Source organism: Desulfoluna sp. CLI2B (assembly GCF_056847375.1).
In genome coordinates this window covers 440,094-461,611 of record NZ_CP186557.1, presented here as the reverse complement: position 1 = coordinate 461,611, position 21,518 = coordinate 440,094, and the positions used below count along the sequence as shown (strand labels likewise).

Genomic DNA, 21,518 nt, shown 5'->3' with positions numbered 1-21,518 from the left:
GCTCTGAGGTACATAGATATACCTCAGAGCCCTTTGCCATCGAACTCGGTCACGTGAGTCTCATGCACGTCTTCTGACTTCCGGGGTAAGAGCTCCCGACGCGCCTTCCCGCCCCCCTTCAGGAGAGGCAGTGACCGCTGGCATCTCTTCACATGATGAGGAGAAACCAACCTGCGCCGGGCCACCCGGTTACAGCGGCGGGACCGTCACGGATTTTCACCGTAGTTCCGTTTGCATGACACCGTATGACAAATTGAATGTGTACCCTGTTACCGGGTACTGTCCATCCTCTACACGAAACCGGCAAAGGGCGTCAAGGGGAAAAAACTCCGACGTCAAGGGTAGCGAAAAAAACCTTGAGGGCGGTGTGAAGATGCGCTTTGCCCATCAAGGCCTTAAAAAAAGCATTCATTCAAAGAGAACGCTCAAGAAACGTTCTCCAAGATTTCAAACAGTTGGCAAGACTGTTTTTACGCGTTCTTTCACTTTATTCGAGCACCTTGGTGTACCGGCTGTTTCAGGGCATACCAGTAGGCTTCCCAAATTTTACGACTCCCCCAAAAGGGATTCCAGTCTCGCCGCCCCATGTTCCTTCATAACTCCATTTGGCCTTTATTTTACAATGTTGAAGCTCCTCCTACCTACATTTCGGCCTCAGATTCATGAATGCGTAAAAACATAACGCCCTCGTTACGAATAAGCCTATATGGAAATAAAATATTGACATATAAGCGATATTTCCCCTATGAAATGGTGATAGTGGAATTAAGGAATATTTAACCAACTTTGGGGGAAATTCATGAATCAAGTGACAGGGATTTTTAAAAAAATCGCTTCGGGAAGCCTGGTACTGCAGATTGTGATCGGGATCATTGCAGGTGTCATCCTTGCTCAGGTATCACCGGATACGGCAAACTCCGCAGGCCTGTTCGGCAGCTTGTTCGTCAAAGCGCTTAAAGCCGTTGCACCCATCCTCGTTTTTGTCATCGTCGCCTCTTCCATTGCCAACCAGAAGCGCGGCACCCACACCAACATGCGCTCCATCATCGGTCTCTACCTGGTGGGAACCTTTATGGCGGCACTCGTAGCCGTCACCTTGAGTTTTCTCTTCCCCACCAACATGACCCTGGTGGCCACAGACACGGCAGCCACACCGCCCAACGGTATCGGGGAGGTTCTCAACACCCTTCTCTTCAAAATCGTGGACAACCCCATCAACGCCCTGGCTACGGGGAACTTCATCGGCATCCTTGCCTGGGCCATTGCCCTGGGCATCGCCTTCCAGCATACGGGTGAAGCAACCAAGACTTTCCTGCACGACGTCTCCAACGGCGTCTCCAGCATCGTCAAGCTGGTTATCCGGTTTGCCCCCCTGGGCATCTTCGGCCTGGTCTCACAGACCATCGCCACCACCGGTTTTGAAGCCCTTTCCGGCTACACCCACCTGCTTCAGGTTCTTTTGGGTGCCATGCTCATCATCGCCCTCATCGTCAACCCGGCCATCGTCTTCTTCATGACCCGGCGCAACCCCTACCCTCTCGTGTTCACCTGCCTGCGTGAAAGCGGCGTCACCGCCTTCTTCACCCGCAGCTCCGCGGCCAACATCCCCGTGAACATGGACCTGTGCAAGCGCCTCGACCTCAACGAAGACACCTACTCCGTCTCCATTCCGCTGGGTGCCACCGTCAACATGGCCGGCGCCGCCATCACCATCACCGTGATGACCCTGGCTGCCGTCCACACCCTGAACATTCAGGTCGACATGGCAACGGCACTTCTGTTGAGCATCATCGCCTCCGTCTCCGCCTGCGGTGCCTCCGGTGTGGCCGGTGGTTCGCTCCTCCTGATCCCCCTTGCCTGCAGCCTCTTCGGTGTTCCCAACGAGATCTCCATGCAGGTCGTGGCTGCCGGTTTCATCATCGGCGTCATCCAGGACTCCGCCGAAACCGCGCTGAACAGCTCCACCGACGTGCTGTTTACTGCTGCAGCGGATCTTAACGCCCGAGGCACCGCCGCAACTGAAACCGAAACCGAGACAGTTGCAGCCGCATAAGCTTCCGCGCTTAAAGAGACAACACAAAGGGCCCCATGGGAATCGTTCCCATGGGGCCCTTTTTTTGACGGCTCATTTTTGATCGGACCCGGCTCAGCGGGGCACCAGGGGACCGTTACAGGCTCGACGACTCAACCAGCTCAGGATCTCCGGGCTTCCAGGTTTTGTCGTAAAACGACTCCAGAGGGCCGTAGAGACGCAAAATCGTGTTCCACCCCTTGCCCGGCACGGTCTGAATCCAGTTATTCTCCTGGCCTTTGGGTGGCTTCGGGCTGAAGTAGATATCGTATGATCCGTCTTTACTCTGCTTCAGGCCTTTTCGAAGGTTGTCGATGCCGGGAAAACGCTGGTCGGTCTGCAGCATGGCGCGGGTCTGGTTGTCATAGAGGGTAAAGGACCAGAAATTCTTGGCCGGTACGTCTTTGGGAAGGTTGATCTTGTAGGTCTTGCTTCCGTCAAGGGCGTTGCCATCCTTGTCGAGATAGGCAATGGCGTACTGCGAGCCCTTGCCCACGTTCTTTTTTGCCATGGCAGGGGTGATCCCCGTGGCATAAAAATGCATGTACACTCGGGAATCCAGCAACCGGGCACCATCCAAAAGAAAATCGTAGCGTCCCTTGATAAAGGGGTTTGTCCAGACACGCTCTCCCGGATAAAGGTAATGGCGTTGATCCCGAGGCACGGCCGTCAGGGCCCGTGCCGTCACCGAACCGATCTTGGCGGCATCGGTGAGAATGTTCTTCATGCGCTCGTCCGGTGCGAACTCTTTACCCTTTTCAATGCCGATGGAGGCAAGGAGCCCACGGATTTCAGGGTCAAGCCCTTGCACGGGTTCGGCCTGGATCTGCGCGTCGATCTCCTCCCAGAAATGAAAATCCATGCTGTGGATGGTGTTGTGGTAGGTACCGGATACATTCACGAATGCCATCTTCGGAGGGTTGCCCTTTTTTGACAGGGGGTAGATCCGAAACGCCTTCCTGGTTGCATCCACAGCCGGTTTGGGCGAGCCATCCACCTGAAATCCCCGCCAGATCACCCAATGCCCGTATGTGTCTGACCTTACCACATGGTACCCGTTCGGCACGTCCTTCCTGTAACCGGGCGGTACGATGAGCAGTTTTCCACCCTCACCCTTGTCCGGGCCCGCGTTGCCGAAATCCACGACATAGTGAAACCAGGCATCGTTGATGAACCCCAGCACATTGGGCGGAGTCTCAATGACCATGGGCTCCTCACCAAGCTCCATCCAGGCCGCCATATATACCGACACGGTGTTCGGGGTCAGCCAGAGCGCTTTGGAGTCCATGAGATCTTCGAAGAGAAGGGCCGTGCTGTTTGCCGGTCCAAATGCCAGAAGCCCTTTTTCCATGGCATACATCGAGGCAATGGGAATGGTGGACAGAAAGGCCTGGGTCGCACGCTGGAGATCAAGCTGGTCGTAGACCTTTTGGATCGTGGGCGCATCGGGAACCCCATCAAAACCGGTGAGCACCCCGATGGAGGTCTCCAGCTTGTCCGGCGTGGAAATGCCTGGGGGCACCCCGGTGGTCATCTTCATGGCAGCCTGCCCGGCCGAGGGCTGCCCAACCATGGTACAAACAAACAACAAGGCGAGAACCGGCAACTTCGTGCTCATGACGTTTCTCCTTGATTCATGGGGTTATGGGTCGTTTTTTTCCTTTCCCGTCGCCCTTGGGGACACGGTCATACCAGTGAGGTTAAGCATGGTAAGGCGAGGTTGTGACGGGCGGCATGGGGGAGACAAACCCAGAAGGGTTTATCATTAATTCAAGGCAGATACACTCAGCAAGTATCTCACAGGCGCATTCACAGAGTCCAGCGCAATCTGTCCCTTCGTTCCAGGGAAACACTGGCCATAAAAAGCGTGTCCCCTGTTATATGATGCTGTTTCCTGCCCCTCGGGTTTTCGGTGTACCCATGGCTGCTCCCCCCACCTTTTTCAAAAATACTCTCCACTTATCCTTGACTCTCAGCAAACCACCATGCAAACATACCATACCGTATGGTATTAAATAAAAGGAGAGCGGCTTTGAGCAACCCACAGAACAAAGAGAAGAAAAAGGCCAGGCGCAGCGCCGTTGAGTTGCTGGACGCCGGACTTAACCTCCTTGCGGAGCACAGTATTCAGCAATTGACCATTGATGCCCTGTGCAACACCCTGCATGTCACCAAGGGATCGTTTTATCACCACTTTAAAGGCCGAAGCGACTACCTGGAGCGCATGCTGGAGCATTGGGTGGAAAACTGGACGGTGGAGAATATGCGACTGGCAAACACCGCGGGCAACGCGGTTGCGCGCTTCGATGCCATTGTGGAAAGCTCCAACAACCTGCCCCATGGCCCTGAAACAAGCATTCGGGCATGGGCACAGCGGGATGCCCTGGCCCTGCGATTTCTGGAGCGGGTCGATGCCATGCGCATGGATTACCTGTTCAACATCTTTTTGGAAGTCTCCGGTGATGCAAAGAGGGCGCGCCTCCTGTCCCGTATCGGGTATTCCCTTTTTGTGGGCACGCGCATGGTGGCGCCTGCCATTGCCGGAGACGAGCGGGACGCACTCATCAACCTGGTGAAAAACGAACTGTACCACCTGCCAGCAACCGGCACCTGGAAACGGAGGAAACCATGAAACCTGAAATCCCCTGGTCGGACGTCGTATCCCTTTTCGGCAAAGTCACCCACACAGCCATCGCAACGGTGGACCCGGACGGCAGTCCCCGCGTCTCTCCCATCGGGTCCGTTCTTTTCACCGGAGAAAAGCAAGGGTACTACTTCGAAAAATTCCCCGAAAGCATGAGGCGAAACCTGGACCAGGACCCGCGCATGAGCATCTTGGCTGTGGCCCCGGGTTTCGGATTCTGGTTGAGCGCTTTGTGGAGAGGACGTTTTAAGAGTCAGCCCGCCATACGCCTGGTCTGCGAAGCCGGAGCACGCCGCGCGGCAACAGATGAAGAGCGCCGGGCCTGGCTGGATAAAGTTCGCCGGTTTCGGCACCTCAAAGGGCATGACATCCTGTGGAAACACATGAGTGAGCTGCGAGAGTTTACCGTGGTGCGTATCGAACCTGTGGAGCTGGGAAAAATGAACCCATTATAAGACCGAGCTGCCGGGACCGGTGAATCGCCCCCCCTTTCACCTTGAGGCATGGTTCACATAAATCAGCTCATCCGTGTTGAAGCCGAGGGCCTTTGACGTTGACACAAACACACTCAGCACCTCCTCATCGACCGTCGGGTGTCGAGAGAGCAGCCAGAGGTACGAGGTATCAGGGCCGCAGACAAAGGCATACCCGTAATTGTCTTTGTCCAGGTGAAAGATCACGTAGGACCCGTAGAACGGTCCGAAAAACGAAACCTTCAAATACCCTTCGCTGGGCCTGCCCACCAAAAAAGCCTTGCCCTCGGCTTCCTTCCACTGATTTTTCTCCGGTAAAAAGCCGCGATTTATGACCTGTACGCCGCCATCTTCACGCATGGCATACTCTGCTGTGACCTGCTCCATTCCCCGCTCAAAGGAGTGGTCTAACCGGGCAATCTCATACCATGTCCCCAGATACCTCTGGAGATCAAATCCCTGGACAGGCACCACCGGTTCAGGGACACCCAGACATCCGGTTAGAGTGAACAACAGAGCACACACCCAACCAAGCTTTTTCATGTCGATTCCTTTCCCCTGAGGGTCCATGGATTGGCCTTGACAGATCCCTTTCACATGGCTAAACTCTGCTCCATTCAAAAAAAGTTAGTCTACTACAATTTAATTTGGCAACGCAATGACAAGCAGTAACACCCACATCTCCCTGTCCCCACCGGAACAACACCATACCTCGGAAAAGGAACCGGCCCTTCCCGAAGGCATGACCCTTCAACGCCTTGAGTTACGCCGGGGCCTTGACCTCATCCTTGTGGAAGGAAAACCCCTTCAGCCCGGTTCACTTACCATGGAGACCGGTGAGGTGCCCTTTGAATTTTCCTTTCATCTTTCCGGCCACACGCACTACACAGTCAACCATGATAAAGGAGAACTCTGTTTCACAGGGCATCCGGGCCTGGGAGTCGCCTCTGCCTTCCCCCGCTCACAGGCCACCATGGCATTTGCGGCAGACCTCCCCATTCGCATGGTGGCCCTTCACGTAACCCCCGCTTTTTTCCGAGACTACCTTGAAGCACCCGGGGAGACACCGGGGTACCCGGAATTTGACCAGGCCATGGATCAGGGTTCTTTTCCCCATTGTTTCAAAACCATCCCCGCAGACCCCGCCATGACCGTTGCCGCATCCCAACTCCTCCATTGCCCTTACAAGGGCATGGGCAGAAAAATGTTCTACGAAAGCCGGGCCCTTGATCTCATTGCCATGCAACTTGACGCCTCAGCCCCCCCATCCTTTGGCAAAGGCTTGGCACCGTTCACCCCCCAGGAACTCCACCGGATCCAAAAAGCCCAAGCCTACCTGTCCCGCAATCTTGAAAACCCTCCCACCCTGGCAGAACTGGCCAAAACAGCCGGAATGAATCACACAAAGCTGAACCGCGGGTTCAAGGAGGTATACGGCACAACCGTGTTCGGATACCTGCGAAGGTACCGCTTGAGCCGCAGCCGCACCCTCATCGAATCCGGAGAGATGAACCTCTGTGAAATTGCCTATGCCACAGGGTTCAGCAGTCCCAGCCACTTTGCCAAAGCGTTTCTCAGCCATTTCGGCATCCAGCCCAGCCTTTACCTCAAGCAGGTCATGGCCCGGCAGACCATCTCCCTTCCCCAAGGCCCCCTGCCATAAAGCCTCTGACTCTCCATCCCTCAACGCCCCATACATGATCGCGAACTCCGACAAATTCAGCAAATGACACCATATGTTCCGGAGATGTTAGTCTGCACGCAATTTTCTCGACAGAATAAAAACAAACTCTCTCTCGTATCATGATGAAAGGAATCACATGGAGTCTCTTCCAAACACAGATGTAAGCTATCGTCCCCTCTACAACCTTGCCATGGGTCCCCTTAAGGCAGCCTTCCTCAACATGGCCCTTGAGCTCTCTATCTTTGATCTGCTGAGTGCTCCCGCATCACCGGAATCCGTTGCCCATCAGCTGAACACCCATTCCACCAACACACGCAGGCTCTTGGATGGCCTTACCATCCTGGAGCTCCTGGAGAAAAAAGAAGGGGCTTACCGAAACACCCCCTTGGCGAACACCTTTCTGGTCAGCCACTCGCCCCAGTTTATCGGCCCCCTTCTCACACAGACACAAAACCCCGACATGAACCCCTTAGAAGCATTGAAAACACTTGTTGCCAAAGGGCCGGAAGCCCACCCATCCCCCATGGACATGACCGATGAAACCCTCTGGGCCGAAGAGGTCAAGGCGTCCTCCGGATGGGTTTTGGGTGGTGTGGGAAGCAGGATTGCAACCCGCATTGCCGACCTGCCCGGCTTTGAGAACCTGAAAACCTTCATGGACATGGGGTGCGGCCACGGCGTCTTTTCCCTCTATCTCCTGGAGCAGATCCTGGCAAATGCCACGGGGGTACTCATGGACCGCAAGGGCGTCCTTGAAGCGGCAAAGCCCCTCATCGAATCATTTGACGCCCAGGACAGGATCTCTTATCGACCCGGGGATTATCTCACCGACGACCTTGGCCGGGGCTACGATCTCATCTTCGCCAGTGCCACCCTGAACTTTGCCCGGGGACGCATGGACCACATGCTCACAAAAATCCACCAGTCCCTGAACCCGGGCGGATATTTCGTCAGCTTTCAGGATGGCCTCACCCACGAGCAGACCCGGCCCGATACCATGCTCGGGGCCATTATTCCCTGCATGATGATGGGTCTGGATTACTGCTTCGACCAGGGAGAGATCGCTGATGCCGCCCTTCGGGCCGGTTTCCGCCATGTTCGGTCCCAAACCATGGAAACCCCCATCGGTAAGATGGAACTTGATATTGCCCGAAAAGCGTAGCCCAAGGAGACACAGATGAAGCATTCGTTAAAATATGCCCTTCACGCCCTGATGATCCTGGCTCTGACCTGCCAGGCAGGAACGGTCATGGCCCAGGCCGAAAGTGGTGCTGAAGAAAAAACGCACCTTGAAGCCATGGTGGTGACCGCCGAAAAGCGCCGGGAAAACGTTCAGGATATTCCGGTCAGCATCACGGCCCTGTCCGGAAATGAGATTCAAGACGCAGGTCTTTCCGACATCCAGGGAATGTCCCGGCTGGTCCCCAACCTCTACATCGCCAACTGGGGAATCCGGGGTACCTCCTATGCCTTTATCCGGGGCATCGGATCGGTGAACAACGAGCCCGCCCTGGGGTTTTACGTGGACGATGTGGGCTACATGGATGCCCGAAGTTTTGACACCCAGCTCTTTGACATTGAGCGCATCGAAGTGCTTCGTGGCCCCCAGGGGACCCTCTACGGACGCAACTCACTGGCCGGTGTCATCAACATCATCACCCGAAAGCCGGGCAACGAAACCCACGCAGGCCTGGAATACACCCTGGGCAATTACAACCTGAATCGGGGTCATGCTTATCTGCGGACACCGCTGGTAAAGGATCGACTGTTTCTGGGGCTGAGCGCAGGGGGCGAGTCACGTGACGGTTACTTTGACAACAGTTATCTCGGAAAGGATGTGGACAGCCGCAGGTCGCTCAACGGAAGGGGATTTCTTCGCTGGCTGCCCAGCGACACCCTGGATGTCTCCCTGGGTTTCAACGCGGAGCAGCTTCGGGACGGGGCCTTCCCTCTGGCCAAGCTCAAGGACCTTGACACCGACTCCTCCAAGGTGGCCTTTGACCATGAGGGCACGTACAACCGGGACAGCACCGCCACCCACCTGAAGGTGGCCTGGCAGCTGCCCTGGTTTGACCTCACGTCCGTCTCGGCGTATCGAGACTACGAGGACGAGGCATCAAACGATCAGGACTTCACGACCTACCCCATGATCACGTCCCATGAAACCATCGACGACAAGGAGTTCTCCCAGGAACTCCGACTGGCATCCAGGGATGAAGAAAACGCACGTGTGAAATGGCTGGCGGGTTTTTACGGATACAAAAAAGACAAAGACCACCTGATGGCCCTCGATTTTGCCCCGGGCATGTACCCTGTCCCCGGAGCTGTCCGTCGGCTCACGGACTCCAATGTCACCACAACGGGCACCGATCTCTTTGGCCAGGCCACAATCAGGGCAACAGAGCACCTTTCCGTCACGGCGGGCCTTCGGTATGACCACGAAAAAAGTGAAATAGACCACATCATGAATACCACCTCAGGTGGTACCACCCTGATGGACAGCAGCGTCGATGCGTCGGACACGCAGGATGCATGGCTGCCAAAGCTGCAGCTTGATTACCGATGGACACCGGGTCTCATGACCTATGTCGGCGTATCAAAGGGCTATCGAAGCGGAGGGTTCAACACCTCCCACCTTGACCCCAAAGACCTTACCTTTGACAGCGAGTTCAGCTGGAACTACGAGACCGGCGTCAAATCCAGCTGGTTTGATAACCGGCTCACCGTTAACGCGTCCATTTTTTACATTGAGTTGAAGGATCAGCAGGTGGTCCAGCTCCTGCCTTCGGCCGACACGGTGATCCGAAATGTGGGTGAGTCACGGAGCATGGGGGTTGAGGTGGAATCCAGTGCCCTGCTGGCCCCGGGCCTCACCCTGGACGCCGGCTTCGGGTATACCGATGCCGAATTCAAGGACTACAAAGACAATGTCTCCGGTGCCGACTATACGGGAAACGAAGCCATGATGGCCCCCTCGTACACCTACAACCTGGCCCTCACCTACAGGCGCCCCATCAACCACACCTGGGACGCCTTTACGCGTCTTCGACGCATGCATGTCTTTTACTGGGACACCGCCAACACCATCAAAGAGGAGGACTATGAACTCGTCAACCTCAGCATGGGCTTGGAAAGCGAGCGATACGACATTGTCCTCTGGGCGAAAAACCTTCTGGATACCGACTACCGCGTGGTCGCCTTTGAGTTTCCCGGGTCTGACCCCGTGGGACAGTCCGGTGATCCCCTCACCGCAGGGGTCACCTTCAGGGCTCGATTTTAAGTTGTGGCCCGCCACTTTCAAGGTGAACCGCCTTGAAAGCGGGTTCACCCGACAGCTACCACTCCAGAATGACCTTCCCGGACTCCCCCGAGCGCATGACATCAAAGCCTTTCTGGAAGTCGTCAATGCCGAAGCGGTGGGTGATCACAGGGGAGATGTCCAGGCCGCTCTGGAGCATGCTGCTCATCTTGTACCAGGTCTCAAACATCTCCCGGCCGTAGATGCCTTTGAGCTTGAGGCCTTTGAAGATAATCTGCGACCAGTCCACGGCGGTCTCCGGGGGCTGGATGCCCAGAAGGGCGATGTGGCCGCCAAAATTCAGGGCGTCGAGCATGTCACGGAAGGCCTGGGGACTTCCCGACATTTCAAGGCCCACGTCAAAGCCCTCGCTCATGCCCAGCTCGGTGATGGTACCCGGGATGGAGCCATTGCTCCCGGAGACGTTCACGGCCCGTGAGGCTCCCATCTTCCGGGCCAGGTCCAGGCGATAGTCGTTTACGTCGCTGATAACCACATGGCGTGCCCCGGCGTGTCGGGCGATGGCAACGGCCATGATGCCGATGGGCCCGGCCCCGGTAATGAGCACATCCTCGCCCACCAGGTCAAAGGAGAGGGCCGTGTGGGTGGCGTTGCCCAGGGGATCGAGGATGGAAGCGGTCTCATCGCTGATGCCATGGGGGATCCGAAACGCGTTTACAGCAGGCACGGCAATGTACTCGGCAAAGCAGCCGGTACGGTTCACGCCGATGCCTTCGGTGTTGCGGCAGAGATGCCGTTTTCCCGCCTTGCAGTTCCGGCAGTAGCCACAGGTGATGTGCCCCTCGGCAGACACCCGATCCCCCGCCTTGTAGCCCTCCACCTCGCTTCCCACCTCCACGATCTCCCCCACGAACTCATGGCCGATGACCATGGGGGCCGGCACCGTCTTTTGCGACCACTCGTCCCAATTGTAGATATGGATATCGGTGCCGCAGATGGCGGTTTTCTTCACCTTGATCAGGATGTCGTTGTGACCGGGCCTGGGAACCTCAACCTCTTCCATCCAGATCCCCGGTTCGGGCTTTGACTTGCTCAACGCCTTCATTGTCTCCATCGCTCACCTCATCTCCGTGTAAACGTTAAAAAACGCCTCCGGCGGCCCTGCCGGGGGCTAAACTTTTGAAAAGTTGAACAAACAGGCCCCAAAGCTATATTTTAAGTTTGCGCCAACATAAATACGGATGTGATTTGACCCGAGGAACGAGGGGCAAAGCGCATTCGTAACCAGCTTTCAAGGTGGCACACCTTGCCGCCGAAGGCTTGTTTTATTAAATGATATGTAACGCTTTGCCCACGTTTATAAAGGCGGCAATGGCCTTATCCAGATGGGCTTTGGTGAGGCCTGCGGACATCTGGGTGCGGATCCGTGCCTTGCCTTTGGGAACCACCGGAAAGCTGAACCCGATGACGTAGATGCCTTCGCGGGTGGCCATACTGGCCAGGGCAGCGTCTCCGAGCATCACGGGGATGATGGGGTGGTTTCCGGGGACGAGGTCAAAACCGGCCTCTTCCAGGGCGGCCCGGAAATAGCGGGTGTTTTCTTTGAGGGTATCGATGAGCTCGGAGCTGGATTTCAAAAGGTCAAGGACGGCGATGGAGGTGGCGGTGACCACAGGAGCAAGGGTATTGGAGAAGAGATAGGGGCGGGAGCGTTGCCGAAGCCAGTCGATGACCTCTTTTTTTCCAGAGGTGTACCCGCCGGAGGCGCCCCCCAGGGCCTTGCCCAGGGTGCCGGTAATGATATCCACCCGGTCCATGACGCCGCAGAGCTCATGGGTGCCCCGGCCAGTGTCGCCGGTGAAGCCCACGGCGTGGGAGTCGTCCACCATGACGTAGGCCCCGTAGGCATCGGCCAGATCGCAGATGGAGGCGAGATCTGCAATGGTTCCGTCCATAGAAAAGACCCCGTCGGTGGCGATGAGGACAAAGCGGGACCCTTTGGCGGCTTTGAGCTGGGCTTCCAAGTCTTCCATGTCGTTGTTGGCGTACCGGAACCGTTTGGCCTTGCTGAGGCGCACCCCGTCAATGATGCTGGCGTGGTTGAGGGCATCGCTGATGATGGCGTCTTCAGGCCCCAGAAGGGTCTCGAAAAGACCGCCGTTGGCGTCGAAGCAGGAACTGTAGAGGATGGTATCCTCCATGCCCAGGAACTCGCTTAGGGCAGCCTCCAGCTCTTTGTGGATATCCAGGGTGCCGCAGATAAACCGAACGGAGCTCATGCCGAACCCGTAACGATCCAGGGACGCGTGGGCCGCGTCGATGAGCGTTTGGTTGTTGGAGAGGCCCAGGTAATTGTTGGCGCAGAGGTTGATGACCTCACGGGGTCCCTTTACGCTGATCTCAGCCTGCTGCTGAGAGGTGATGACGCGCTCCTCTTTGTAAAGCCCGGCAGCCTTCAGGGCCTCCGTCTCTTTGGCAAGGTGCGTAAGCAGTTCCGTCTTCATAACATCCCCCATGGTTGGTTGAGGCAAATAAAACAGACCCCTTCTCGCATCGAAGGCTTGTGATGATGCCCACCCGGTTAAACAGAAAGGGCCCTGTACCGGCCCCATGGAAAGCTGGAGCCCCCGTTATCGGTCCATCATCGCCTGATTATTGTCAAAACATACTCCTTGTGGGTTGTCAATTAAATTTTAACCCAAAAATTACCCATTGCGCAAAATACTACCGTGAAAAATCTTCAATCATGAATTTTGCGTTAACAATTTTCGCATTTCTCAATCCGCAGGCATTTTCACCCATCGCCCCGACATGTGGTGGCGATACCAGGGACACCCGGCACAAGAGAACCAACAACAATGCAAAAAGAATCCGGCCCGTCCTGAAAAAGGAAACCCAGGGGTAACAAAAAGAGTTGTGCAGCGATATCTTCGTGGGGTAATCAAGGTATATTCATCAGGCGGCAGAGGTGTTGCAGAATCCGAAGGCATGGGCCGAAACGGCGACCGTGTTGCCCGGTGTTTCTCCCTTCCACCAGAACCAAGGAACAAACCATATGTCAGAGCGAAGTTTCCAGACGGACCATATCGACAGGGCCATCATCAAGGCATTGCAGAAAAACGGACGCGAATCGTACAAGAACATCGCAAGGGAGCTTGGGGTATCGGACGGTACGGTGAGGCTCCGCGTAGAAAAAATGATTCGGAACAACTACCTGAAAATAAGCGCGTCGGTGGACCCGCTCTTTTTCGAAAACTGCATCATGGCCCAGATCGGCCTCAACCTCGAAGAACCTGCCAACAAGGAGGTGATGGAACAGATCTCACGTTTTAAGGGCGTTCAGTCCGTCAACAACGTCACCGGACGCTACGACCTTGTCATTGAGGTCTTTGTGGACTCTCGCAGCGAACTCAGAAAATTCCTCATCGAAGACCTTGCCACCGTCAGCGGCGTGAGGGGAACCGAAAGTTTTGTCTTTCTTGAGGCCATCAACAAATGGGCCAGTATTTCCGATTAATGGCCCCTGTTCATTCCGTGCATGACGCCCACCGGCTTATCTGATAAGGAATAGAAAGAGATATTAACAGGCTAAATAACAGCCTGAAACCATCAGATACCGGGCAAAGAACATGCGAAACACATTACTCGTATTTTACTCAAGAACCGGAACCACCAAGGCACTGGCAGAAACAATCCGGGCGCGGCTGAACTGCGACATGGAGGAGGTCTTTGACCTGAAGAATCGGAGCGGCTTTTTCGGGAATCTCATGGGGGGCTTAGACGCCCTGTTTCAGAGGCAGACTGCCATCAGCGAGCCTTCTCACGATCCGGCGGCTTACGACCGGATCATCGTCGGAAGCCCGGTGTGGTACGGAAACCTTGCCCCTGCCATCCGCACCTGGCTCACCCGGAACGCCCCTCGCACCAAAGAATCGGCGACTGGGTTCTTCTGCACCTTTGCGGGCAAGGGGAATATCAGGGCCGGGAAAAAATTCAGCGGCCTTGCCATGGCAAAGAATCCGGCCCTGCTCTGCGTTCAAAACGGTGAAAAACACGGCATCACCCAGGACAGGGTGGAGGCGTTTGCCGAGGATATGGAGAGGAAATACCCGGGTTAACCTGTCTCCTCGATAAACCCAAGCACCACGCCGTTGGGGTCTTTGGCCAGCAGCAGCCGCAATCCGCCGGGCAGGGTTTTGGGACTCTCAAGTCCCGGCGCGCCTTTATCCAGAAGCCGGGCGTGGGTGGCCTCGATGTCGTCCACGTGGAAGGTCAGAGAGACCGAACAGGCGGCATTGGTCACAGGAGGGTCGGTGGCCCGCATGATAAGCTCCACCTTGACGCCCGAAGGGTCTGTCAAAAAGGCCAGCTCCACCCCGGGGGACGGGGTCAGGCGACTGCTCAGCTGAAAATCAAGGGCTTCGGTGTAGAAGTTCACCGAGGCATCCATGTCGTCGGTTCCGACGGTTACAAACGCTATCTGCATGAAAAACCCTTTTGCATCAATCCATCCCTCAAAAGAGACGATTCAGTCTGTTGTGGCCTCCCGCGGCCTTACCTGCCGCCCCGGAGTCCCACCACCAGGGCCACTTCCCCTTTGGGCAGGGTGAGGCGTTCGGCGATCTCGTCCACGGAGAGCCCTTTGGCGGCAAGCTGAACGATTCTCTGGCGGGATTCGGAGATGCGCTGCTCGGCGTTCTCTTCTTCGACGGCGGTCTGTTGTTGACGAGCCATGAGGGCATCGGCACGGTTCAGGTGTAATTTCAGGGAGGCGATGCGCTTTTCCAGGCCCTGGTTCAGTTCGGTGACTATGAGGCGTTTTTCGGCCACATGCCCGTCAAAGGCGTCGGCCACGGCCTTGGCCTCGGAGAGCACGGGTTCCAGCAGGGAGAGCACCCGGGAATGGGCCGCACGCACGGACTCAGCCTCCAGGCGTTGCCGTGTGCGCCGGGTCTGGATCAATTCGGACAGGGCCAGTGCCAGACAGGCAGTACCAAGGCCGAAGAGCAGAAAAGCCAGCATCGTATACAGAGTCATGGACGTGTCCCCCTCTCCTGAAGATCCGTGCTGAAAAAAAACATGGCGAAACATCTCGCGAACCAAACACAAAGGACCGACGGCCCCTTGCCACCCCCTGGGCCTACATCAGGCGATACCCCTCCAGAACAACCCGGTCAATGACCCCTTCGGTAAGAAGGGCCCCGGCGGTCTTGCGGACCAACTCACGCAACTCCCGCTCCACGGGTTTTTCCCCGGACACCGAGGCGAGCCGTGCGGCAAGCTCATCGTAGATGCGCTTCCGGTAAAAGATTTCATAGCCTGCAAGGGGATCTTTTTTTACCCCCCTTATGGTAAGCACCACGTGTGTGGCCACAAAAGCGTAGTCGTTTCCGTCGGCGGCAGGGATAAGAAAATTCTCCAGGCGGGAGATCACCTGGGGTTCGCCGGGCTCACCGGAGTCCAGCAAAGCCTCCGCCTCCTCGACCCCGGCGGACTCGCCCACCTGGGCCACGGGAACGGCAGGGTCGTCCCCTTTGAGAAATATCCAGCCTGCCACCCCTCCCAGAATAAAAAACAGGCCGACACCGGCCGCCATGAGCAACCGCTTCTTCTTTCCGCCGGAGGACTCCCGGGCGGGTTCCGGGTCCGCAGCCTCGACAGGCTCTCCAGAGGGAGGTGTTTCGATCTCGTCTGCGCGGGTCTGGGGCGGGTCTTCCAGGGTGTCGGTGAGGATGGTCTCGATCTCTTCATCGGAAATCTGGAACCCCTCATCCCCGGAGGGTGCTGGCTCTTCGGCATCCACACCGCTGTTTTTCAGCAGGCGATCGATGTCGTCCTGGCTGATGAGATCCTCATCAGTGCCCTCGGCCTCGCCGGTATCTGCCGGGGGGACATCATCCAGGGAGAGCTCATCTGGGGGCCCCTCGGGATCTGCCCCGGGCTCCGCCTCGGAGAGCACTCGCTGGATATCGTCCATGGAGATCATGGAAAGGTCTTCGTCGTCTGTGCCATCATCCTCAGGAAGCAGCTCGTCAGTCATCTCATCCTCCCTGCTGGATTCGGGGGTGGCCTCCGGTTCGTCGTCGCTCAGGAGGCGGTCTATTTCATCGGTATCGATAAAGTCCGAAATATCCCCAAGGGAATCGTCCCCATCTGGAAACGCAAAGTCACCCTGTCCTTTGAGCAGGGTGTCGATCTGTTCCTGGGAAACGAAATTATCGGCATATGGGCTATTGGGGCGGGACATACGGCGCTACTTTTGATACCGGCGAATGCGTGATCGAAGTTTGATCAGCGACTGGGTGTGAATCTGACAGATACGGGACTCGGTGAGATCCATGATCTTGCCGATCTCTTTTAAGGTCATCTCTTCGTAGTAGTACAGCGAGATAACCGTCTGCTCCTTGTCCGTCAACCGTTGGATGGCTTCGATGAGAACCTGTTTCAGCTCCTTTTTCATCACCGAATCCGAAGGATCGTCTTCGCTTCGGATGCCTTCGGAAAAGGTACTGCCGCTGCCCTCGTCGCTGTCGTCGTTGCGGATGCACGCATCAAGACTCAAAATGGCGGCGCTGTGAATGTCCGAAAGGGTCTTGTAGTACTTCTCAAGGGGCATGCCCAGCTCTTCAGCCACCTCAAGGTCGCTGGCGGGCCTCTCTTTGCGGGCCTCAATCTTCTGAACGGCAGCCTCTACGTCCTGGATCTTTTTCCGCATGGATCGGGAGTACCAGTCCATGCTTCGGAGTTCATCCAGAATGGCCCCTTTGATGCGATACTGGGCGTAGGTCTTGAGCCCCACATCCTTTTCAGGATCGAACTTGTCCACCGCATCGATAAGCCCCAAGGATCCGGCGCTCACCAGCTCGTCAAAGGCGACGTTGGCGGGAAGGCGAGACGCCACGCGTCCGGCGATGTACTTCACCAGATACGCATACTTGCGGATCATCTCATCCCGTTCAAGCGGTGAGAAGTGGCATCGCCTCTTCTCCATTTTCTTTTCGTAGGCAGACGTCATGCAAACGATCCGATTATCCGACACGCCCGTCACCGGCGAAATATATCGCCTGCCAACGGTCGCAGATATGGACCTCTCCCCCCCTCGACTGTCTGACCGCTGAAGGCGCTAGGGGTTCTCCCCGGAAATCAGGCGGTTCATGAAAAACGATATGTTGCCGGTACCGGGTGTTCCGGACGGGGATTTGAGGATCTGTTCAGCTATTTTAGTAATACTTCTGCTTGATGCGGCTGCAGGGTATTGCTCAATTACGGGTTTTCTCCCGACGACAGCTTGTCTCAAATGATCATCAAAGGGAACGTACCCCACAAACTCAAGCACAACCCCTTTAAGGAACCTGTCCGCCGCCTGGCTCAAGGTGGCGTAGACCGCCTTGGCTTCCTGAAGGCCGCGGGCCATATTGACGAGCAACTTGAAATGCTTGGTGCCGTTCAGGAACATGACCTTGATCATGCCGTAGGCATCGGTTACCGACGTCGGCTCACCGGTAACGACCACTATACACTCTTCAGCAGCTGAATTAAAGTAAATTACATTTGAGGAAATCCCGGCCGCCGTGTCGATCAACATAATATCGTAAAGGTTATCCAGGCCCTCAAATTCAGCCAAAAGACTCAACTTCTGCCCCTCGGTAAGATCAGCAAAGGCCGTGTCCCCGGACGCAGCCGGAATCACCCCCACCCGACCGGAAGCCGGCGTGATCACCTCGGATAGCTCCTTCTCGCCGGTGATGACATGCCCCACATGGTACTTCGGGTGAATCCCGAAAATGATGTCCACGTTGGCCAGCCCCATGTCGGCGTCAAAGATCAACACCCGCTTTCCCATGTCGGCAAAAGCCACCGCGAGATTGGCCACCATATTGGTCTTGCCCACGCCTCCTTTGCCGCTGGTGATGGAAATCACGCGCGTGGAAGATGCCCGTAAGCCCCCCCTGCGAACGGAAGAGGCCCCTCTGCCCTTAACCATTTCCCTAAGACTGCTTGCCTGATCCACTGTTGTACTATTGCTCCATGTCGGTTTCTTGAGAGGGGTTTGAAAGGACCAGCCCCAGCACACTTTTTCTGTCTGCGACCACCAGGTCCTCCGGCACCCTCTGCCCATTGGTAATGAGCGATAAGGGAAGCCGGGCTTCTGCCATGGTGTCGAAAATCGATGCGGCGCGCCTTGTCTCGTCCACCTTGGTAAAGACAAGGGTCTCCGGCCTTAAGACCGAAAATCGCTGCACCACCTCCCGGGCATCCAGGCGCCCTGTGACGGCGCTCACCACCAGGTGCACCGACAGGGGCACGCCACTGCCCAGGATCGTCTTGAGTTCCTCCATGCGGGCGGTATCCAGATGGCTCTGGCCGGCCGTGTCCACGAGGATCACCTCGCAGCGCTCCAGCTTGGAGAGGGCCGACACCAGGTCCTCCCGGCTGAAGGCCGGAACAAAGGGAATGCCCATGATGGAGGCGTAGGTCTTGAGTTGATCGATGGCGCCGATGCGGTAGCTGTCTACGGAGATGAGTCCCACCTTTCTCCCCTGCTTTAAAAACAGCTCCGCCGCCAGTTTGGCGATGGTCGTGGTCTTGCCCGATCCCGTGGGCCCTACAAAGGTCGCCACCTGGCGCCCTTCCTGCGCCCGGCCGGAAAGGCCGAAGGGATCGGCCACCTTCACCTGGCCCACAAGCAGGGACAACACTTCCCGCCCGATGCTGTCGGCGGGCACCTCGCCGTCGCCTGCCCGGCTCGCAAGCCTTTCCTCGGCCCGGCCCACCACTTCACGGGCCCGCGAATCCGAGACCCCGGCACGGAGCAGGGTCGTAAAAATACTTTGGGTTTCCGGGTTCCGGAGGATCTGACGCTCCTCCTCGGCCTGCTGGGAGAGAAGCATCAGCTCCTTTAACGCTGCCAGCTCCGACTGAACGGCAGCCCATCCCTCGGGCGAAGGTTTCTCTTCGGTTATATCCCGCACCGAACGGGAGTCAACCCCGCCCTTGGTCACAGGGACCGCCTCGGAAAAAAGGGAGTCGGTATTCCCTGCCGGGGGCTTTTCCGCGTCCACCTCGAAGATATCACGTCCGTACGGGTTATTCACCCCCACAGGAATGCGCCGGGTCGATAAAATGATGGCGTCGTCCCCGATGCTCTCCTTCACCTTGGCCACGGCCGCCTGCATACTGCCTGCCGTAAAGGTCTTAACTGCCATGGGCCGACTCCATTCCGCCGGGCAGGGAGACCTTGCCCGTGGCCTTGATGTTCATGTTGCGGGTAATCTCGCCGTGGGACACCACCATCACCGATGGAATCCAGGGTTCGATAAGGGCCCGAACATGCCGTCTCAACACCGGCGAACAGAGAATCACCGGTTGAACATTCAATCCCATATTTCGGTCCACTTCCTTTTGAATTGCCATGATGACCTGTTCCGACACCATGGGGTCCAGGGCGAGCCAGGCGCCCCCTTCGGAGTTCTGCAAGGCTCCGCTGAGCTGGTCTTCCAGAGGCTGATCCAGGAGGATCACGGGCAACGAGCCGTCCCCTTGCTGGTACTGGGAGAGAAAGCCCCTTGCAAGGCGCTGGCGCACATACTCGGTCAACAGGTCCGTGTCCTTGCTCATGGGAGCGTAATCGGCCAGGGTCTCCACAATGGTGAGAAGGTCCCGGATGGAGACCCGCTCCCGCAACAGGTTCTGGAGCACCTTCTGCACCATGCCCAGGGTCATAAGAGAGGGCACCAGCTCCTCCACGGCCTTGGGGCTGGACTTGGCCAGGTTGTCCAGAAGGGCCTGCACCTCCTGGCGCCCAAGCAGCTCGTAGGCGTTGTTTCGCACCACCTCGGTGATGTGGGTGGCGATGACCGTGGAGGTGTCCACCACCGTGTACCCGGCAAACTTGGCGTCTTCCTCCCGTTCCATGGGAATCCAGATGGCCGGTAGGTTAAAGGCCGGCTCCCGGGTGGGAATGCCGTCGATGGTCTGGTTCACGTCTCCGGGGTCCATGGCCAGAAGGTGGTTGACCATCATCTCGCCTGCGGCCATCTCCACCCCGCGGATCAGCATGCGGTACCCGGAGGGTTTCAGTTTCAGGTTGTCGCGGATGTGGATGGGGGGCACCACAATGCCCATCTCCGTTGCAAACTGGCGCCGGATGGCCTTGATGCGGCCCAGGAGGCTGCCGTCCTGATTCCGGTCCACCAGGGAGATGAGCCCGTAGCCCACCTCCAGTTCCATGCTGTCCATGGCCAGGAGGCTCTCCACGTCATCTGGACCGGAGTCGGCCGGGGCCTCCTCCATTTCGTCGGGGGGCATCTCGTCCACGGATTCGCCTTCCCGGGGACCGAAGGCATAGGTCGCTCCGGCCAGGCCCAGCCCCAGAATCATAAAGGGAAACCCGGGCAGCCCGGGAACCAGCCCCAACAGAAACACGATAACCGAGCCGACGTAAATAGGAAAGGCACTGGAGAAAATATGCTTGGCAAACTCCTCGCCCATGCGCCCTTCGGAGCCGGAGCGGGAGACGAGGATACCGGCAGATGTGGAGATAACAAGGGAAGGGATCTGGCTCACCAGCCCGTCCCCCACGGTGAGCAGGGTGTAGTTCCCCGCGGCCGTGGCCACGTCCATGTCCAGCTGCATCACCCCGATGACGATGCCGCCCAAAATATTGATGCCCGTAATGATGATGCCTGCCACGGCATCGCCTTTGACAAATTTGCTGGCACCGTCCATGGCCCCGTGGAACTCCGCCTCCCGGGCGATGAGTTCTCGGCGCTTCCGGGCCTCTTCCTCATCGATGTTGCCTGCGTTCAAATCGGCGTCGATGGCCATCTGCTTGCCGGGCATGGCGTCCAGGGTAAATCGTGCCGCCACCTCGGCGATACGGCCGGAACCGGCGGTGATGACCTTGAAGTTCACGATGACCAGGATGACAAAGATCACCATGCCCACCACGTAGTTGCCCCCCACCACAAAATTACCGAAGGCCTGGATCACGGAGCCCGCGGCCGAGGCACCCTCGTTGCCGTGGAGAAGGATCAGGCGGGTGGAGGCCACGTTCAGGGCCAGGCGAAACAGGGTCAGCACCAGGAGTAACGGTGGAAACACGGCAAAATCCGTGGGTTTCACCGTATAAATGGTGGTGATCAAAACGATGATCCCCAGGGTGATGTTCAGGGCCAGGAGCAGGTCCAGAATCACGGCGGGCAGGGGAAGAATCATGGCGGTGAGGATCCCCATGACGCCTGCCACCACGGCGATCTCCGCCGACTCCTTTTTCAATGCCCCCAAAAGAGGGGGCGCGTTGCCTGTGCTGCTTGCCATCTCGTGTCTGTCCTGCTCTGATCAGAAGTGTTGTCCGGCTGCGTCCGATATCCGTCGGCGGGCGTCAT

19 protein-coding genes and 1 riboswitch are annotated in these 21,518 nt (G+C 57.1%); of the genes, 8 read left to right on the top strand and 11 right to left on the bottom strand.

The genetic code is table 11. The features are described 5' to 3' along the window. Positions 1-46: 46 nt before the first annotated feature. A riboswitch (cobalamin riboswitch) is annotated at positions 47-272 on the bottom strand. A gap of 527 nt (positions 273-799) precedes the next feature. Beyond that, complete coding sequence (gene sstT, locus ACOYW2_RS02245; RefSeq protein ID WP_482421528.1) at positions 800-2,053, top strand: serine/threonine transporter SstT; 1,254 nt, start codon at positions 800-802, stop codon at positions 2,051-2,053. Between the two features lie 115 nt (positions 2,054-2,168). Here the strand turns inward: sstT and ACOYW2_RS02240 are convergent, their stop codons facing one another. Further along, complete coding sequence (locus ACOYW2_RS02240; RefSeq protein WP_482769244.1) at positions 2,169-3,689, bottom strand: DUF1254 domain-containing protein; 1,521 nt, start codon at positions 3,687-3,689, stop codon at positions 2,169-2,171. A gap of 414 nt (positions 3,690-4,103) precedes the next feature. Here ACOYW2_RS02240 and ACOYW2_RS02235 point away from each other — a divergent pair, with 414 nt between their 5' ends. Next, positions 4,104-4,703: a TetR/AcrR family transcriptional regulator gene (locus ACOYW2_RS02235; RefSeq protein ID WP_482769243.1), complete on the top strand. Its 600-nt coding sequence runs from the start codon at positions 4,104-4,106 to the stop codon at positions 4,701-4,703. Beyond that, the gene (locus ACOYW2_RS02230) at positions 4,700-5,170 is read left to right on the top strand and encodes a pyridoxamine 5'-phosphate oxidase family protein (RefSeq protein ID WP_482769242.1); all 471 of its coding nucleotides are present in this window, start codon (positions 4,700-4,702) and stop codon (positions 5,168-5,170) included. Before ACOYW2_RS02235 ends, ACOYW2_RS02230 begins: the two co-directional genes overlap by 4 nt. A 36-nt stretch (positions 5,171-5,206) precedes the next feature. On the opposite strand, the gene ACOYW2_RS02225 is transcribed toward ACOYW2_RS02230, so the two are convergent. Beyond that, positions 5,207-5,731 carry a lipocalin family protein gene (locus ACOYW2_RS02225; protein ID WP_482415026.1) on the bottom strand — a complete coding sequence of 175 codons (525 nt, stop codon included), beginning with the start codon at positions 5,729-5,731 and terminating at the stop codon, positions 5,207-5,209. A gap of 115 nt (positions 5,732-5,846) precedes the next feature. Between ACOYW2_RS02225 and ACOYW2_RS02220 the strand changes: the two genes are divergently transcribed. The 3 genes from ACOYW2_RS02220 (at position 5,847) to ACOYW2_RS02210 (ending at position 10,152) form a co-directional block, all read left to right on the top strand. After that, a complete protein-coding gene (locus tag ACOYW2_RS02220) occupies positions 5,847-6,851 on the top strand; it encodes a helix-turn-helix transcriptional regulator (RefSeq protein ID WP_482769241.1) in 1,005 nt (334 codons plus the stop codon). 157 nt (positions 6,852-7,008) lie between these two features. Continuing rightward, positions 7,009-8,034 carry a methyltransferase family protein gene (locus ACOYW2_RS02215; protein ID WP_482769240.1) on the top strand — a complete coding sequence of 342 codons (1,026 nt, stop codon included), beginning with the start codon at positions 7,009-7,011 and terminating at the stop codon, positions 8,032-8,034. Between the two features lie 15 nt (positions 8,035-8,049). Continuing rightward, the gene (locus ACOYW2_RS02210; RefSeq protein WP_482769239.1) at positions 8,050-10,152 is read left to right on the top strand and encodes a TonB-dependent receptor; all 2,103 of its coding nucleotides are present in this window, start codon (positions 8,050-8,052) and stop codon (positions 10,150-10,152) included. Positions 10,153-10,207: 55 nt separating this feature from the next. Here ACOYW2_RS02210 and tdh read toward each other — a convergent pair whose 3' ends face one another. Continuing rightward, positions 10,208-11,245 carry an L-threonine 3-dehydrogenase gene (gene tdh / locus ACOYW2_RS02205; RefSeq protein ID WP_482769238.1) on the bottom strand — a complete coding sequence of 346 codons (1,038 nt, stop codon included), beginning with the start codon at positions 11,243-11,245 and terminating at the stop codon, positions 10,208-10,210. A gap of 214 nt (positions 11,246-11,459) precedes the next feature. Then, positions 11,460-12,635, bottom strand: a complete 1,176-nt coding sequence (locus ACOYW2_RS02200; protein ID WP_482769237.1) for a glycine C-acetyltransferase — start codon at positions 12,633-12,635, stop codon at positions 11,460-11,462. Positions 12,636-13,186: 551 nt separating this feature from the next. On the opposite strand from ACOYW2_RS02200, the gene ACOYW2_RS02195 reads away from it, so the two are divergent. Continuing rightward, positions 13,187-13,648 (top strand): Lrp/AsnC family transcriptional regulator, encoded by a 462-nt coding sequence (locus ACOYW2_RS02195; protein WP_482415020.1) that lies wholly within the window; start codon positions 13,187-13,189, stop codon positions 13,646-13,648. A 112-nt stretch (positions 13,649-13,760) separates the two neighbouring features. Beyond that, complete coding sequence (locus ACOYW2_RS02190; RefSeq protein ID WP_482769236.1) at positions 13,761-14,249, top strand: flavodoxin family protein; 489 nt, start codon at positions 13,761-13,763, stop codon at positions 14,247-14,249. On the opposite strand, the gene ACOYW2_RS02185 is transcribed toward ACOYW2_RS02190, so the two are convergent. The 7 genes from ACOYW2_RS02185 to flhA form a co-directional block, all read right to left on the bottom strand. Continuing rightward, positions 14,246-14,617: a VOC family protein gene (locus tag ACOYW2_RS02185; protein ID WP_482769235.1), complete on the bottom strand. Its 372-nt coding sequence runs from the start codon at positions 14,615-14,617 to the stop codon at positions 14,246-14,248. The two genes, ACOYW2_RS02190 and ACOYW2_RS02185, sit on opposite strands and share 4 nt — an antisense overlap. 68 nt (positions 14,618-14,685) lie before the next feature. Beyond that, positions 14,686-15,168 (bottom strand): DUF6115 domain-containing protein, encoded by a 483-nt coding sequence (locus tag ACOYW2_RS02180; RefSeq protein ID WP_482415017.1) that lies wholly within the window; start codon positions 15,166-15,168, stop codon positions 14,686-14,688. Between the two features lie 103 nt (positions 15,169-15,271). Continuing rightward, a complete protein-coding gene (locus ACOYW2_RS02175) occupies positions 15,272-16,378 on the bottom strand; it encodes a hypothetical protein (protein WP_482769234.1) in 1,107 nt (368 codons plus the stop codon). Between the two features lie 6 nt (positions 16,379-16,384). Further along, a complete protein-coding gene (locus tag ACOYW2_RS02170; RefSeq protein WP_246317682.1) occupies positions 16,385-17,146 on the bottom strand; it encodes a FliA/WhiG family RNA polymerase sigma factor in 762 nt (253 codons plus the stop codon). Between the two features lie 108 nt (positions 17,147-17,254). Continuing rightward, a complete protein-coding gene (locus ACOYW2_RS02165) occupies positions 17,255-18,205 on the bottom strand; it encodes a MinD/ParA family protein (protein WP_482769233.1) in 951 nt (316 codons plus the stop codon). Further along, positions 18,150-19,337 (bottom strand): flagellar biosynthesis GTPase FlhF, encoded by a 1,188-nt coding sequence (flhF, locus tag ACOYW2_RS02160; RefSeq protein WP_482769232.1) that lies wholly within the window; start codon positions 19,335-19,337, stop codon positions 18,150-18,152. The genes ACOYW2_RS02165 and flhF overlap by 56 nt, the downstream gene beginning before the upstream one ends. Continuing rightward, entirely contained in the window at positions 19,327-21,450 is a 2,124-nt protein-coding gene (gene flhA / locus ACOYW2_RS02155; protein ID WP_482415012.1) for a flagellar biosynthesis protein FlhA, read from the bottom strand. Before flhA ends, flhF begins: the two co-directional genes overlap by 11 nt. Between the last annotated feature and the right edge of the window lie 68 nt (positions 21,451-21,518).